The organism is Sinomicrobium endophyticum, assembly GCF_052983315.1.
This window is the reverse complement of sequence record NZ_JBRKIS010000021.1, coordinates 61,560-76,549: the sequence shown is the minus strand read 5'-3', so window position 1 is coordinate 76,549 and position 14,990 is coordinate 61,560. Positions and strand designations below refer to the sequence as shown.

The 14,990-nt window shown below is 44.3% G+C and carries 15 protein-coding genes; 2 read left to right on the top strand and 13 right to left on the bottom strand.

The features are described 5' to 3' along the window. Positions 1-47: 47 nt before the first annotated feature. The 11 genes from ACVBDU_RS07015 to ACVBDU_RS06965 all read right to left on the bottom strand — a co-directional run bounded on the left by ACVBDU_RS07015 (position 48) and on the right by ACVBDU_RS06965 (position 7,790). Positions 48-1,127 carry a transporter family protein gene (locus ACVBDU_RS07015; RefSeq protein WP_447179053.1) on the bottom strand — a complete coding sequence of 360 codons (1,080 nt, stop codon included), beginning with the start codon at positions 1,125-1,127 and terminating at the stop codon, positions 48-50. Continuing rightward, positions 1,105-2,145: a cytochrome-c peroxidase gene (locus ACVBDU_RS07010; RefSeq protein WP_447179052.1), complete on the bottom strand. Its 1,041-nt coding sequence runs from the start codon at positions 2,143-2,145 to the stop codon at positions 1,105-1,107. The genes ACVBDU_RS07015 and ACVBDU_RS07010 overlap by 23 nt, the downstream gene beginning before the upstream one ends. A 59-nt stretch (positions 2,146-2,204) precedes the next feature. Beyond that, entirely contained in the window at positions 2,205-3,008 is an 804-nt protein-coding gene (locus ACVBDU_RS07005) for an MbnP family protein (RefSeq protein ID WP_447179051.1), read from the bottom strand. An 84-nt stretch (positions 3,009-3,092) separates the two neighbouring features. Further along, on the bottom strand, positions 3,093-3,470 hold the full coding sequence (locus ACVBDU_RS07000) for a hypothetical protein (protein ID WP_447179050.1): 378 nt from the start codon (positions 3,468-3,470) through the stop codon (positions 3,093-3,095). 22 nt (positions 3,471-3,492) lie between these two features. Next, positions 3,493-3,927, bottom strand: coding sequence for a hypothetical protein (locus ACVBDU_RS06995; protein ID WP_447179049.1), 435 nt, complete (start codon positions 3,925-3,927; stop codon positions 3,493-3,495). Positions 3,928-4,076: 149 nt separating this feature from the next. Further along, positions 4,077-4,439, bottom strand: a complete 363-nt coding sequence (locus tag ACVBDU_RS06990) for a hypothetical protein (protein WP_447179048.1) — start codon at positions 4,437-4,439, stop codon at positions 4,077-4,079. 75 nt (positions 4,440-4,514) lie between these two features. Then, on the bottom strand, positions 4,515-5,042 hold the full coding sequence (locus tag ACVBDU_RS06985; RefSeq protein ID WP_447179047.1) for a TrmH family RNA methyltransferase: 528 nt from the start codon (positions 5,040-5,042) through the stop codon (positions 4,515-4,517). Further along, the gene (locus ACVBDU_RS06980; RefSeq protein ID WP_447179046.1) at positions 5,026-5,667 is read right to left on the bottom strand and encodes a DUF4159 domain-containing protein; all 642 of its coding nucleotides are present in this window, start codon (positions 5,665-5,667) and stop codon (positions 5,026-5,028) included. The genes ACVBDU_RS06985 and ACVBDU_RS06980 overlap by 17 nt, the downstream gene beginning before the upstream one ends. A 65-nt stretch (positions 5,668-5,732) precedes the next feature. Beyond that, positions 5,733-6,440 carry a 16S rRNA (uracil(1498)-N(3))-methyltransferase gene (locus ACVBDU_RS06975; RefSeq protein ID WP_447179045.1) on the bottom strand — a complete coding sequence of 236 codons (708 nt, stop codon included), beginning with the start codon at positions 6,438-6,440 and terminating at the stop codon, positions 5,733-5,735. 435 nt (positions 6,441-6,875) lie between these two features. Then, positions 6,876-7,397, bottom strand: a complete 522-nt coding sequence (locus tag ACVBDU_RS06970; RefSeq protein WP_447179044.1) for a hypothetical protein — start codon at positions 7,395-7,397, stop codon at positions 6,876-6,878. 18 nt (positions 7,398-7,415) lie between these two features. Beyond that, positions 7,416-7,790, bottom strand: coding sequence for a DUF983 domain-containing protein (locus ACVBDU_RS06965; RefSeq protein ID WP_447179043.1), 375 nt, complete (start codon positions 7,788-7,790; stop codon positions 7,416-7,418). 135 nt (positions 7,791-7,925) lie between these two features. On the opposite strand from ACVBDU_RS06965, the gene ACVBDU_RS06960 reads away from it, so the two are divergent. Then, positions 7,926-8,801 carry an AraC family transcriptional regulator gene (locus ACVBDU_RS06960; protein ID WP_447179042.1) on the top strand — a complete coding sequence of 292 codons (876 nt, stop codon included), beginning with the start codon at positions 7,926-7,928 and terminating at the stop codon, positions 8,799-8,801. A 102-nt stretch (positions 8,802-8,903) separates the two neighbouring features. Here the strand turns inward: ACVBDU_RS06960 and ACVBDU_RS06955 are convergent, their stop codons facing one another. Next, positions 8,904-9,092: a hypothetical protein gene (locus tag ACVBDU_RS06955; protein WP_447179041.1), complete on the bottom strand. Its 189-nt coding sequence runs from the start codon at positions 9,090-9,092 to the stop codon at positions 8,904-8,906. A gap of 251 nt (positions 9,093-9,343) precedes the next feature. Next, a complete protein-coding gene (gene tsaD / locus ACVBDU_RS06950) occupies positions 9,344-10,366 on the bottom strand; it encodes a tRNA (adenosine(37)-N6)-threonylcarbamoyltransferase complex transferase subunit TsaD (protein WP_447179079.1) in 1,023 nt (340 codons plus the stop codon). A 163-nt stretch (positions 10,367-10,529) separates the two neighbouring features. Here tsaD and ACVBDU_RS06945 point away from each other — a divergent pair, with 163 nt between their 5' ends. Then, complete coding sequence (locus ACVBDU_RS06945) at positions 10,530-14,966, top strand: translocation/assembly module TamB domain-containing protein (RefSeq protein ID WP_447179040.1); 4,437 nt, start codon at positions 10,530-10,532, stop codon at positions 14,964-14,966. Positions 14,967-14,990: the final 24 nt, after the last annotated feature.

The following is a 14,990-nucleotide window of genomic DNA, read 5'->3' as shown; positions in this document are numbered from 1 at the left end:
TTCTTTGCTGCCCGACGTGCAGATAGATGTACTCTGATTTTTTTGTTCTAAATATTGAAATTCACATAGACCGATAGGCGGTTTTTAACTTCTACCTTACCATTATTGAGGTTTTGATTGATGGGGAGCATCCCCATAACGCCTAAAGCCCATTTTTTATAAGCAGCTTCCAGGCCCCATTTTCCGAAAAACACATCTCCTTTGGTATTGGCAACGGGTTGTCCGTATTGTTCATTTTCCGCATAGACCTCTCCCGCAATGCCCAGGATAGGAGTAACAGCTACATTGTCCGGAATGGTAAACGAACGGAATATCTGTATACCGTAATTGAACTGGTTCCCGAACTGGTAGTGATCGTTATTTTCGGTCTTGAAGGTGTAATTGACCATGGCACTGGCTCCCCAGTTATCGAGGGTTACGGCATAATCTGTCCCTATAACATAATCCCAGCTGCCCGTACCGGCCTGGAAACCGGGGTTTACACTTCCTTCGTTATTCGATTTATCATAATTCCCCGTAGGAAGTTTGATACCACCTCCGACTTGCAAAGTATGGCGAAGTTTTCCGTTTACTCCCATGGTATCTGCCGGTTTCAGGAGTTTATAAAATCCCATTACCGTCATATCTCCCAAACCGGTGAGGTGTTGATCGGAATTGTCGGCAAAGGTACGGTTGTGAAAATGGTACGGCACCATAGCGTGAACCACCACGCGCTGTCCTACCGGGACCCTTCCCCAGGCCTGTATGGTGTTAAAGTTTTCATCTACCCAGGGCGAATTATTAAAAATACCGTCCCTGGAGCGATATTGCTGGGTAATATACCTCAGGCCGATGAAATTATTGTCCAGCCCGGTACTGTATCCCATACTGCCCCCATTGCCGCTGCATCCGCATACATCACACATAAAAAAAGTTTTAGCGGGGCGAAATGCGGTACGGAAAGGAGAGGGAATACTGTCCGAAGGAGTGTCGGCCCTCATGCATATTGTACTGCCCAGGAAGAAAAGGAAAAAAAGGAAGTACGCCTCCCTCGGAATTAAAAGACGTGCAGATAATCGTTGGTCTCCTTTTTCCTGTTTTCCCCGTATTTGTTTCCGGTGTCGCTTAATATTCTGAAAATCGTTCATCGTTTAAATAATTGTCATCTGTTAATGTCTGTAAAAATGCTATGAGCACGGATTTTTCTTCGGAGGTAAGCGGAATACCCGGGGTATCGCCGTTTTGGAGAATAGGATCGAGATTATCCGATTCCCTGATACCGTTACTGTAAAAATTGAGTACGGATTCCAGGCTCCCGAAACGTCCGTCGTGCATATAGGGCCTGGTAACTCCTACGTTGCGCAGGCTGGGTACTTTAAATGTATACCGGTCAGATTCCCTGCCGCTTACTTCCATCCGCCCTATGTCGTCGAGGGCAGGATTGGGAGGTAGTCCGTTATTGCGGAAAGAATTGTCCGTAAACAGGTCTGTGGCATGACAGCCCGCACACTTTTGCTGAAACAGTTCCAGTCCCTGCTTTTCTTCTTCGGTAAAATCCCCTCCCTGCTCACCTCTTTTATATTTGTCGTACCGCGAGTTGGAAGAAATCATCATTACCATAAACTGGGACAGGGCTTTAAAGAAATTCTCGTTGTTTATTTCACCATTCTCAAATGCGAGAGCAAATAATTCCCGGTATTCTTTGTCCGCTCTTATTTTACCGATGACGCTGGAGACCGTTTCTCCCATTTCCACCTCGTTGGTTATGGGTATAATGGGGAAGAGGTCCAGGTGAGAGGTGGCGCCGTCCCAGGCAAACTCTGTCATAAACGCGGCATTTTGAATGGCCGGGGTGTTTCTCGTACCTTCCTTGTCATCAATGCCGTGGCTGAACTGGTGCCCGTGATGGGTAAAAGCAAAACGTTGTTCATGGCAAAAACCACAGGAAATAAACCCGTTAGCGGACAATTTGCCATCGTAAAAGAGTTTTTTACCCAGTTCAAATCCTTTTTCCGTCGGTGGGTTGGCGGAGATATCGTACTGCAATTCCGGGAAGTTGGACGGTATGGTGAACGTCAATGGTTCGTTGATAGCCTGATATTCGTCATTGTCCGAACTACAGGCTGTTATAGCAAGAACCGGGATTAGCATCAGTAATCTTTTCATCTGTATCTTCTTTAGAGAGAAAAGAAAACCCTGGGGTCGGGCTTTCTTCTCTTTGATTGTTAATGATGATTACCTGAGCCGTTATGTACGTGATCTACAGAGAACATCTCTGTTGCATTTTCGGCGATTTTCGGCGATTTTTCTTCACTGATCATAATAACCGGTTCTTCGGAAAGCAGCATTTTATCGGAACCGTTCAATATTTTATCCGCGTCTACGGATAAGTGGATAAGCGGGTTCATTTCTTCGCTTACTATCGCCTGAGTGCTGAGGTTCAGGGTGACTTCGCGATAATTGTCCAGGCTGGAGCCATGGCTTCCCATATGGATTTTGAATTCCGCGGGTTCCGTTACGGTGGACGAAATAAAGGTGCCTTCGAAATTCAGGAATTTATAACCGGCCTGCCAGGACCACATCATTTCTTCCTGCTCCGCTTCTTCCAGGAAATTTCCCTGTCCTTCGGCTCCCTGGAGGTATTTTTCCTGGTCTACACCGATACCGAATTGCAGTTTTGTATAATTCCCCGCGGGAATTCCGGTAAGAGTGATTTCGGTTTTTTCACTTTCCTCGCTGATCACAAAATAACTGTCGTCTTTGGGATATACGAAAGTGTTTCCCCGGTCATCTGTCAGTGTAAAGTTACTCACAATATAGTTCAGCCTGTCGATAGTAAGGGTTTCGTTATTTCCGTTGGTATATGCGGAAGTATGAAGTATAAGGTCATCGCCTGCCATACCGTTATCGAATTCTATGGATACTTGTCCTTCTCCTGTTAGTGATGCGGAGTCGTCATCAGAGGAACATGAGGTGTAAAGGCCGGCAAGGGCAATAAATAAAAGAGATTTGAATGTATTGGATCGCATTTTTATTTAATTTAAGTTGAAAAACAGGTGTACCTGTCCCTGTTATCATTCCAGGGGAAGATACTTTTATGTGTTAACCGATATTCAGGATAATGCGATCGGTGGTTTCAGGGGGCGGCTTACCGGTAAGAAAAAATAAATGGTATCACATGGGAAAAAAGCATTCCCCGGTTTGTAAACGGAATTGTTCCGGATGATGGGAAACGGGTTGTCCTTTTCGATATAAAGCAAGGGTAATTCCGTTTTTTTAGGAGCTTCGGTCCCTTCTTTATCATTGCTGTCTACGACTTCTTTTGCGATGGCCCCCATGAGATAACACTTTCCGTAGCACTGCATTTTCGGACGTTCCTTATTAATGCAGAGTACGTTGGCAATGTAATCGTAGTTCACCACGTATTCCAGTACGGGAAACAGTGGTTTAAAACACACCAGGAATGCTAATATGAAAAGGGAGTTTTTCAAGAAACCGGTTTAAGGAGGTGAATTATTTCTCGTTCAGCAGCTTTTCGGCTTTTTCAATACTTTGATTAATAAGCTCGCGAAGCTCGTAAACTTCATTTTTTTCTTCCTCGAGGATATTCACTTTAGCGGTAATTTCTTCCCGGGTTTTGTCTTTCGGGTTGAATTCGCCATAGGGGAATTTTTCACTGAAATCCTTCATCCAGTCCATCATGGCTTTGTAGGACATTTCCAGGCTGTCCAGGATACCGGAATGCGTATTGACGGAATCCGCTTCTTGTTTCAATTTTTTGGACAGTGAATTCAGTTTTCCCATTTCGGGCATAATTTCATCATGTACGGCGATTACTTCGTCAAAAAGCTTGTGGTATGCTTCTGCTTCTTCGGACGGTTTGGTGTTGCAAGCGACAACTGTAGTGAAAACCGTAATTAGTATTGTGTATAGTCTGAAAGATCTCATTGCTTGTAATTTTAAATTTCGAATGAACGGAAATCTCCCGTGTATGCCGGTTCGGGCCTTACATAGTATTGCAATGCGGCCTGTTCCGGTATTTTACGGGGAAATCCTGAAAATAATGGAATATTAGTTTCCGTAAAGGAAAAAGAAATTTAAAGCAATGAAATAGGTGGTTTCAGCGGACTGTCGCCGGAGAGGGAAGTATAATTAACGGAGGGAAAATAAGTGTTTACGGTGTAAACAGGGGTAGAAGAGGAAATGGTCGCTACTTCTTCCGTATTCCGGAAGAATAAAAGCTGTTGTTCGAACTTCAGGGTTGGCTTGTCTTTCCGGTCGGTTTCGACTTCCTTTACCGCTTTCATCAGGTAACATTTACCGTAGCACTCCATCTTGGGCTTGTCTTTGTTGATACAAAGCACCCTGGAAATATAATCGTAATTAGCCGCATATTCCAGGAAAGGAAAGGCCGGTCTGAAACAGATAAGTAATGCTAATATGAGAAAAGCGTGTTTCACACGGCAAAAATAACTAAATGTTGCAATCCTGTCGAGTCTATTCCTGTTAAAATAAAAGGATTTCAGAGAAATTATTTATGTTTTTATCTGCCTGGTAATTTCGTACAAGGCAATTCCCGTAGCCTGAACCACATTCATGCTACTATTACTGCCAAACATATCTATGTGGATACAATGGTCGGAATTCTCAATAATAATGGGGGATACCCCCAGGTTTTCATTACCGATGATCAGCGCAATTTTCTGGAGACCGCAGAAATCGAAACGGCTTACCGGCAAACTGTTCTCCGTAATTTCCAGGGCGATCAGGGTGTATTTTTCCTCTTTTAACCGGGCAATAGTGTTTTCGGTATCCTCGTCATAGGAGTAGGGTACGTATTTGTCTGCTGCACGGGCAGTTTTTTTCATTCTGGGGGAAAATTCGGGCGGACGGCTGCCGCAGAAGCGTATTTCCCGTACGCCGAAGGCTTCGGCAATGCGAAACAGTCCGCCTATATTGGCCGGGCCGGTAACGGTATCGCAAACGATGGTGAGGGGAAATTCTTTCTTTTGGAACGGGTTATTGCTGTGGGTAAGCTGCATGGTTTTAATTCTCAAATACATATTGTACGATGTTCGCTCCCATTTGCAGGGCCTTTTGTCGTACTTCTTCCGGGTCGTTGTGTACTTCGGGGTCTTCCCATCCGTCTCCGAGGTCGGATTCGACAGTGAAGAGGAAGACCAGCCTTCCTTCGTGAAAGTATCCGAAAGCCTGCGGGGGGTTATTGTCGTGTTCATGTATTTTCGGAAGTCCGTCCGGAAACGGAAACTTCTGGTGATAAACGGGATGATTGGCAGGGATCTCCGTCCATTCCTTATCCGGAAATACTTTTTTCATTTCCTTTTCCAGGTAAGGGCGCATACCGTAGTTGTCATCTACATGCAGGAACCCACCGGAGAGGAGGTAATTTCTCAGGTTCTCCGCTTCCCCTTCCGTAAAAAAAACATTGCCGTGCCCGGTCATGTGCAGGAAAGGATACTGGAATATGTCTATGTTGCCTACCTCTACGGTTTGTGGTTTTCCGCTGATCCTGGTCCCCAGTTGCTGATTACAGAATGCTATAAGGTTCGGCAGGGAGGTGGGATTGGCATACCAGTCTCCGCCACCACCGTATTTGAGTACGGCAATTTGCTGGGCGGATGCCAGGTGGAAGAAAAAAAGAAGGATTGGTATTACTATTTTTTTCATATGGTATCTTTTTTATGCCCGGATGAAACGCAGGCCCCTGTGTCCTTACGGATCCGTTAACGGGCTTACTGGTTGATGAGGGCAACGGTATGGCAGGCTACGACAGCCGCGGTTTCCGTACGGAGCCGGGTGTTTCCCAAAGATACGGGGATATATCCTTTATTGAGGGCAAGAGCGATCTCTTTTATGGAAAAATCGCCCTCGGGGCCGATGAGGACGGTTACTTTTTGTTCCGGAACAACTTTTTCTTTTAACCGGTGTCTTTCCCCGTCCTCTTCGCAATGGGCTATAAAAAGTTGTCCGTCAGCTTCCTGTTGCAGAAGAGATTCCAGCGGAACGGGAGGATTTAGTTTTGGCAGATACGCGGAAAGGGATTGTTTCATGGCCGATTGAACAATTTTTTCCAGTCTTTCGGTTTTCACCACGGTTCTTTCGGAATGTTCACAGATAACCGGGGTAATTTCGTCAATACCTATTTCTGTCGCTTTTTCCAGGAACCATTCATACCGATCGTTCATTTTGGTCGGGGCTACGGCCAGGTGTATGTAATAATTCCGGGGTTCCTGCCGGCTCTTTTCCGTAATACGGGCAGTACAATGCCGGATATCCGCCAGGGTAATCTCCGCCTGGAATATCCAGCCTTTACCGTTAGTGAGATATATGCTGTCTCCTTCCGACTTTCGCAGTACCCTTACAATATGCCTGCTTTCTTCCTTGTCAAACGTAAACTGTTTTTTCTCCCCGGTAATGTCCGGACTGTAAAATAGATTCATAAATGCAAACTGTGCTGGTTTGTGCGAATATATAAATTATTGGTTATTCTCCGTATGGAGAAGCAATAGCTTATTATTTTATGGTTTTACAGGGAGCCCGGACGTTTTTTTAAGAACCCCCGTCTACCAGTTTTTTTCATAAGATGATATAAAAAAAGCCCCAGGGTAGGCATTCTCACTATAATATTGAAAAAAGGAGAATACGTGGCCAAGAGCATTATGTATACAAATATAATAAAAAATAATTTATGCTATGAAACTGAGGTTGAGGTAAAAAGTAAAAACATCTTGAAATTCAAACAGTTTGTCACTAGTTGTTTTTTTACCTTTGGAGTTCGGAGTTGATAAGGTTAGAAACCCGGAAAATCTGTTTTGCCACGGATACAAGGATTCGTGTATCCGTGGCTAAAATGAATAGAAATTAGAGGTTTTAACCTAAACCATATTTTTAATAAAAAGAACCTGCTCCACAGATGCATTACCCATTTGGGCATCTCCGGTTTTAAAAGATTCAAAACCGGCATTGCGTATGATCTTCTGTGCAGTGTCTTCAGCCTTGAAGGTGCGGATAATTAAAGCATCGTGTTTCTTTTGCCGGGTGATCTCTTCCAGGCGTTGAAGGAGTTCCGCAAGGCCTTTCCCCTCCGTGTTGTGCAGTATTTTATGTGCCAGCAGAGGTTTGTCACTGTCTTCCGGCTTTTCTTCTCCGGGCAGGGAAGCTATCAGTTCGGCCGAGGCAACCGGAATGGATTCTTCAAAGGCCATAAGCATTTGTTTGGAAAAGTCATTATGGCTTTTCACCAGGGGTTCCAGTGTATAAGTTTCGTCCAGGTGCTTCCTGATGTCCGGATATTTCTTGTGATCCTTGAACAGTCTTTTATAATGTTCTTTGGTATTTTCTATAATCCAGTTTGCATAATCTTCGGTAAGGACTACATATTTTACTTGGATGGGCATGTTTTTGCTTTTTTGCGGTTATATTTCAATATGTTCCGTCACTTTCTTTTTTCGGAACATGTACAGCCATATGGTACGTGATAAACGAAAGTTAAAGGTGCTGGATACCAGTGCCATTGCTATTATAATAAAAAAAATATAGATATTTCCCAAACCTATGATAAATTTACCGAGAACCAGAACGGCTATCATCTCCGCCATGGTAAGAGCATAACTTACATACATAGCCCCGAAAAAGTAACCGGGCTCCCGGATGAATTTATAGCCGCAGTTATGGCATTTCCGGTACATTTTAGGCATGCGGAAATAAAAAGGATTTCCTTTGGACTCAAAAATGTCTCCTTTTTCACAATTTGGACATTTCTCTTTTAGAATGTGCCGGATGTCTGACATGATCTCCTCGGTTTAAAAATTCAGAACAAAGTTGGTCAATAAGTAAATATCGGGAGTTATACTATTCTCGCTTTAATTTGTACTTTTGGGACATTGTGTATGGCATAACCCTGGTTTTGGAAATAGATAAAAGATATGAAAAACATACAGGTGTTACACATAGAAGAGTTCGGGAAGCAGGAAGAGTATCCCTTTTTTTACAGCAATACTTTCCGGGAACATTCCGGTAGTTTTCACGAAACCATAACAGTTCCGCACAAGCACAATTTTTTTGTTATGGTGCTGTTTACCCGGGGGCATGGTGTGCATGAAATTGACTTTAATTCGTATGCAATAAAGCCCGGAAGTGTCTTTTTAATGTACCCGGGGCAGACCCATTACTGGAAATTTTCGGAGGATGCGGATGGTTATGTGGTGTTCCATACCCAGGAATTTTATGAGATGCATTATACAAACCGTTCCATACACGGCTTCCCGTTTTATTACTCCACACAGAATCCGCCCTGTTTATACCTGGATAAAGCGGATATGCTAAAAACGGAAACCGTTTTCCGTGAAATTCACTCCGAATATGAAGGTGAGGATTTTATGAAAATGCAGCGTATAGCAAGTTTGCTGGACCTGTTGTATATAAACCTGAGCCGTCTCTATCTCCGGAGTAACACCACCGAAAGCCCGGTATCCGTAACCTATATGCGTAAGATCAGGCAATTGGAGCAGTTAATAGAAATGCACTATATGGCTGAAAAACTACCCTCGGCCTATGCGGATATGATGCACATCAGTCCGAAACACCTCAATCGTATGGTAAAAACCTCTCTCCGGAAAACCACATCCGATCTCATTGCGGAACGGGTGATCCTGGAAGCTAAAAGATTGCTGGTACATTCACAAAATTCGTTTACGGAAATAGCCAGGGCATTGGGATATGAAGATTACGCTTATTTTTCGCGCCTGTTCAAACAGAAAACCGGGCTAACACCATCCGGTTTTGTACATAAATATGAATAGATGGCTTTAACCCGGGATTTTTATTGAAACCGAATAAATGGTTTATGTCTTCTATTGATCCGGAATTCAACGTCGTGAAATTTGACTTTCGAACGCCGTCATTTACAATGGCAGAAGTTGACACTCCAGTTCGGCACACTGCAGTCCGTATTCGGAGCATGTGGCGGGCGGGCAATCGCCCCACGGATCATCGCATATAACAGGTACGATACATTGTTTTTTTCCACCGGTGATGGCTCTTTGCTGCTCTTTGTCCAATGGAGTGCCCAGATTCAGGATGTGTTTTTTCATGGTAAAAAAATTTTAGTTGATTAATGTGTTATCCCGGACCTTTATGGACACCCGGGATTTGTGTCCGTAAAACTTAAGGATATACATATGATACCGGAAGTGGATGTTCGGAGCTCCATGTATAAACAGAATTAAGATTCGGGGTGTATTAATAAATATGTAAGATACAAAAAAATATTAAACCCGGATTTAAATCTGTTGAAAAGAATACTTAAAGGGATGTAAATCCCATTTGGATATTATTGCAGGGCTTATACTTTAAACCGGGCTTTTGCGGTAACGGTTTGTTCGGAAAAATCCTTTTCCAGGTATTTCAGGTACCCGGTAATACCGATCATCGCGGCGTTATCGGTGGTGTATTCGAATTTCGGGATAAAGGTTTTCCAGCCGTATTTTTTTTCAGCTTCTTTCAGGGCGAGCCGTATACCGGAATTGGCGGAAACCCCGCCACCTATGGCAACCTGTTTTATTCCGGTTTCCTTGCTGGCTTTTTTGAGTTTGTCCATCAGTATATTCACAATGGTGTACTGAATAGAAGCGCAAATATCTTTCAGGTTTTCTTCTGTAAAACCGGGATTTTCAGCCGTGTGCTTCTGTATAAAATACAATATGGAAGTCTTGAGTCCGCTGAAGCTGAAATTTAACCCGTCTACTTTCGGTTTCGGAAACCGGAAAGCTTTCGGATCACCTTCTCCGGCATATTTATCTATAAGCGGTCCGCCCGGGTAGGGAAGTCCCAGTATTTTGGCGCTTTTGTCAAAAGCTTCTCCCACGGCATCATCAATAGTCTGACCGATAACGGTCATGTCGAAATAATTATCCACACGAATGATCTGTGTGTGCCCGCCACTGATGGTCATAGCCAGGAACGGAAAAGAAGGCTTGTCAAAACCGTCTTCCTCTATAAAATGGGCGAGAATATGCGCCTGCATGTGATTTACTTCTATAAGCGGAATATTTAACCCCAGTGCCAGGGACTTGGCAAAGGATGTTCCCACGAGCAAGGAACCCAGTAAGCCGGGACCACTGGTAAAAGCTATGGCGGATAACTCTTTTTTACCGATATTTGCTTTGTCAAGGGCCATATGTACAACCGGAACAATGTTTTGCTGATGTGCCCTGGACGCGAGTTCCGGAACAACACCGCCGTATTCCTCGTGAATTTTTTGAGTGGCAACAACATTGCTCAGGACTTTCCCGTTAAGGAGAACGGCGGCAGAAGTGTCGTCGCAGGAAGATTCTATGGCCAGGATGTATGTTTTTTGCTCTTTCATCAGCACTTTTGGAATAAAAATTGTTGCGTGCAAAGGTAGGTATTTTGTTCGTTGTTTCCTTAACCGATCCGATCACCGGCGATAACCGTAATCCGTATTTCATAACCTGTTAATCCAGTTAGGGCGTATCAGAAAATTCAGGAAAATAGTAGTCAGGACCTTTTTGATCCTGTTTGTATTACTGGTAATGGTGAGCATTTTTTTAGCGCTCCCCCCGGTACAGACAGGTATTGCCAACAGGGTGACCAGGGCCATTAACGAAGATTTCGGAACCAACATAGAGGTACGCAGGGTTTACATATCTTTTTTCGGCAGTGTTAGTCTGCGCGGGGTGTATATTGAAGACCATCACCGGGATACCCTGATTTCCGTAGACCGCCTCAACACCTCCCTGCTGAGTTTTCGGAATGTGAAAAGCATGATCGACGGCAAACTGAATTTCGGGGATATGGATATGAAAGGGGTATTTTTTAACCTTCGTACCTACGCGGAAGAAGAAGATACCAACCTCGATGTTTTTGTGGAAAAACTGGACAGCCAGGATACTACGAGCACCAGCACGGAGCCTTTTTTGCTTACTACTTCTTTTATACGCCTGGAAGATGCGCGTTTCCGGGTGATGGATGATAATGCCGGGAACCCCGAAGTTCTTTATTTCAGGGAAATCCGTGCCGATCTGCAGGACTTTAAAATAGAAGGCCCTGAGGTTACTACGAAAGTAAGGCAACTCGGGTTGATCGCCGATCGCGGTATGGAAGTGCTAAGGCTGGATACCGATTTCTCCTACGGGCTTACGGAAATGCGACTGGAAAACCTTTCTGTGGAAACGCCCGAATCGGATATTAAGGGTAACCTGGCTTTCCTGTACGACCGGGAGGATTTTGCCGACTTTGTAAACAAGGTAAACGTAGAAGGAAATTTTGAAAATACCACTATTGCCTTTGATGAGGTCAATACTTTCTATAACGAATTTGGCCGGGGCAAACGGGTAACCTTTAGTTCGGAACTGGAAGGGGTGCTCAATGACCTTCGAACCAAAAATCTTCGGGTAACTACGGAGAATACAAGTATAAGCGGGGACTTTGATTTTAAAGGACTGTTCTCTTCGGATATCCCGTTCCGGATGGATGCCAATATCGGGTATCTTTCTTCCAATTACTATCAGTTGCGGGGACTATTGCCCAATATACTCGGAAATTCCTTGCCGTCTTCCCTGGAAAAACTCGGACAACTTCGTGCCCGTGGAATAGCCGTGATCACGGAGACGGCAATTAAGACCGACCTGGAGCTGGAAACCGATCTGGGAAGCAGCGTATCCGAATTACAGCTTACCGAAATAAACGATATAGACAATGCTTCCTATACCGGGACCATAACCCTGACGGATTTTGACCTGGGACAATTTATCGAAGATGACAGTTTCGGGAAAACTTCGCTGAAGATGGATGTGGACGGCAGGGGCTTTACCAAGGAAACACTGAATACGGAAGTGCGGGGAGCGGTGAGCCAAATCGTATATAATGGTTATAATTATAATGATGTGATGGTTTCCGGAGTGGTCAAAGATCAGTTGTTTGACGGTTCCCTGGTTTCCAATGATGAAAATTTTAAGATGAGTTTTGATGGTCTGGCTGATTTTTCCCTGATCGAGAACCAGTTCGATTTCCGGGCGTCCATTACCCGGGCCGACCTCCATGCCCTTAATTTTGTGTCCAGGGACAGCATATCTGTCTTTTCCGGGGATATAAGTATGAATATTACAGGTAACGACATAGATAACCTTAAAGGAGAAATCAATTTTACGAGGACAAATTACAAAAACCAGAATGACGATTATTACTTTGAGGATTTCAAGGTCATTTCCGTCATAGACGAAACAGGCCGGGTACTCACGGTGGATTCCCCGGAGATTATCAATGGTTTTATGAAAGGAAACTTCTCGTTCCGGGAACTGGGAAAAATAGTACAGAATTCCGTGGGTAGTATTTATGCTAACTACAGTCCGCATGATATAAAGCCAGGTCAGTATGTCGAGTTTAACTTTTTTATAAACAGTAAGATCATTGAGGTGTTCTACCCGGAAGTGAAACTGAGTAAAAACACCTATGTAAAAGGAGAAATGATAGCGGATGAGGGAGATTTTAAATTTAATTTCCGCTCGCCGGATATCGAGGCTTTCGGCAATGCTATTAAAAATATCGACCTGCAGATCGACAATAAAAATCCCCTGTTTAACACCTATGTTGAGATCGGAGAGATCCATACCGGCTTTTATGATATTTCCAGGTTTAACCTGATCAATACTACTATTAAAGATACATTGTTCTTCCGTACCGAATTTCAGGGGGGCGATGATTCCAAAGATGTTTATAACCTGAACTTCTACCATACCATAACTCCCGATAACAAATCGGTTGTGGGGCTAAAAAGGTCCGAGGTAGGCTTTAAAGGCAATCAGTGGTTGCTGAATAAGGATAACAATCATAAGAACCGGGTGGTGTTCAGCAAGACTTTGGATACCATTACGGTAGAAGAAGTTGTGATGAATTATGAGGAAGAGCAGGTTAACCTCCAGGGGAAAATGATCGATTCCACGTACAAAGATTTTTCGGTCCAATTTAAAAATGTTTCACTGGAGAAGGTAACTCCCGATATTGATAACCTCCACCTGAAAGGATTGATGAACGGGGAATTTTACGTATTGCAACAACGGAAAAATTTCTATCCGTCGTCCAGCCTTCGCATTGATGATTTTGCGGTAAACGACATCAACCTGGGAAATTTTGATGTGGGGATCGTAGGTAGTCAGGACCTTTCGAGTTACGGGATAGATGCCGTTATTCAAAAGGGAAACAAGAAAATACTCGATATAGTAGGAGACGTGTCTTTTGAGAACAATGCTTCGTCACTTGACGTGAAAATGTCGATGAACGACCTGGCAATAGAAGCCTTTAGTATGCTGGGGTCGGACGTTATTTCGGATCTCAGGGGACTGGTTTCCGGAAATGCCAGGCTCTCCGGGACATTCAAAAAACCGGATCTGAACGGAAAGCTGACCCTGAAAAATGCCGGGTTAAAGATACCATACCTGAACGTTAATCTGGATTTTGACCCCGAAACTACTGTTGATCTGTTCGGGCAGACCTTTCAGTTCAACAGCTTAACCCTGACCGATACGGAATACAAAACCAGGGCTTTGTTTGACGGAACCATAACCCATACGGCCTTTTCCGACTGGTATCTCGATTTTTCCCTGGACACACAAGGACAGCGTTTCCTGGCGCTCAATACCCCGGAGACCGAAGAAGAATTGTTTTACGGTACGGGGTTCATCAATGGAGAGGCGCAGATATACGGGCTTACGGATGAATTGACCATCAAGGTTTTTGCCACTACCGGAAAGGGAACATCACTGAAGATACCTTTGGATAACGAGGTAACGGTTGGGGATACCTCTTTTATCAACTTTATAGACAAGCAGGGGGAAACCAGTTTTGAGACCCGCGACAGGGAACTGGCGGACTATAAAGGGTTGGAACTGGAATTTGACCTGGATATAAACCCCGATGCCGAAGTGGAGATCGTAATTGATAAGGAACTGGGTAGTTCGCTCAGGGGAAGAGGAGCCGGAAATATACTTCTGGAGATCAATACCAACGGTAAGTTTCGTATGTGGGGGGATTTTACTACCTATAGCGGAGACTACAATTTTAAATACGGAGGCATCATAGAAAAGAAGTTCAAGGTGAAACCCGGTGGATTTATGAGTTGGAACGGGGATCCGCTCCGGGCAAATGTAGACCTCGAAGCCGTGTATAACCTGAATGCAAACCCCGCCGTGTTACTGGATAATAATTCCGTGACCCGTAAGATAGAGACCGACCTTATTATTAAACTCAACGGGGAACTTCTGCAACCGGATATTGATTTCGATATTCAGTTTCCGGGAACCAATGCCGTGATTAATTCCGAGTTGCAGTATAAACTCGATGACAAAAGCAAAAGAGAGTTACAGGCATTGTCCCTGCTCTCCCAGGGTGCTTTCATCAATAATGAGATCAATATCAGCGGTGGTGGAGTGGCAGGTAACTTTATAGAGTCCGGTTTTAGTATGCTGAACGATATTCTGAACTCCGGGGATGGTAAATTTGATATCGGGCTTTCCTATGAACTCGGAACAAGAGACCCGAACCTGGATTTTGAGACACAGGACAGGTTTGGCGTAACGGTTTCCACCCGGATAAACGAACGTATACTGATCAACGGAAAGATAGGGGTGCCTATCGGCGGTGTAGCCGAAACGGCCGTTGCCGGAGATGTGGAAGTGCAGATACTGCTCAATGAGGACGGGACACTCCGGGCAAGGATATTTAACAGGGAGAACGAAATACAGCAATGGCTTGCGGACCGCATAGGATATACCCAGGGGGCCGGTCTTTCGTACCAGGTGGATTTTAATACCTTCCGCGAGTTGCTGCAAAAAGTATTCACCAAAGAAAAAGATGCCTCACAAAAAGCTTCCGCCCCGCAGAAAGAAGCCTCTGCCGGGTCGGAAACCATGGGAAACGGTTTGATACATTTCGGCCAGAAAGGAGATTGAAGAAAGTGCGAGGTCAGAAGTACG

Coding starts and splice junctions, on each gene's coding strand:
- ACVBDU_RS07015 (WP_447179053.1), bottom strand. CDS start 1,127: ATGAACGATTTTCAGAATATTAAGCGACACCGGAAACAAATACGGGGA.
- ACVBDU_RS07010 (WP_447179052.1), bottom strand. CDS start 2,145: ATGAAAAGATTACTGATGCTAATCCCGGTTCTTGCTATAACAGCCTGT.
- ACVBDU_RS07005 (WP_447179051.1), bottom strand. CDS start 3,008: ATGCGATCCAATACATTCAAATCTCTTTTATTTATTGCCCTTGCCGGC.
- ACVBDU_RS06995 (WP_447179049.1), bottom strand. CDS start 3,927: ATGAGATCTTTCAGACTATACACAATACTAATTACGGTTTTCACTACA.
- ACVBDU_RS06985 (WP_447179047.1), bottom strand. CDS start 5,042: ATGTATTTGAGAATTAAAACCATGCAGCTTACCCACAGCAATAACCCG.
- ACVBDU_RS06980 (WP_447179046.1), bottom strand. CDS start 5,667: ATGAAAAAAATAGTAATACCAATCCTTCTTTTTTTCTTCCACCTGGCA.
- ACVBDU_RS06975 (WP_447179045.1), bottom strand. CDS start 6,440: ATGAATCTATTTTACAGTCCGGACATTACCGGGGAGAAAAAACAGTTT.
- ACVBDU_RS06970 (WP_447179044.1), bottom strand. CDS start 7,397: ATGCCCATCCAAGTAAAATATGTAGTCCTTACCGAAGATTATGCAAAC.
- ACVBDU_RS06965 (WP_447179043.1), bottom strand. CDS start 7,790: ATGTCAGACATCCGGCACATTCTAAAAGAGAAATGTCCAAATTGTGAA.
- ACVBDU_RS06960 (WP_447179042.1), top strand. CDS start 7,926: ATGAAAAACATACAGGTGTTACACATAGAAGAGTTCGGGAAGCAGGAA.
- ACVBDU_RS06955 (WP_447179041.1), bottom strand. CDS start 9,092: ATGAAAAAACACATCCTGAATCTGGGCACTCCATTGGACAAAGAGCAG.
- tsaD (WP_447179079.1), bottom strand. CDS start 10,366: ATGAAAGAGCAAAAAACATACATCCTGGCCATAGAATCTTCCTGCGAC.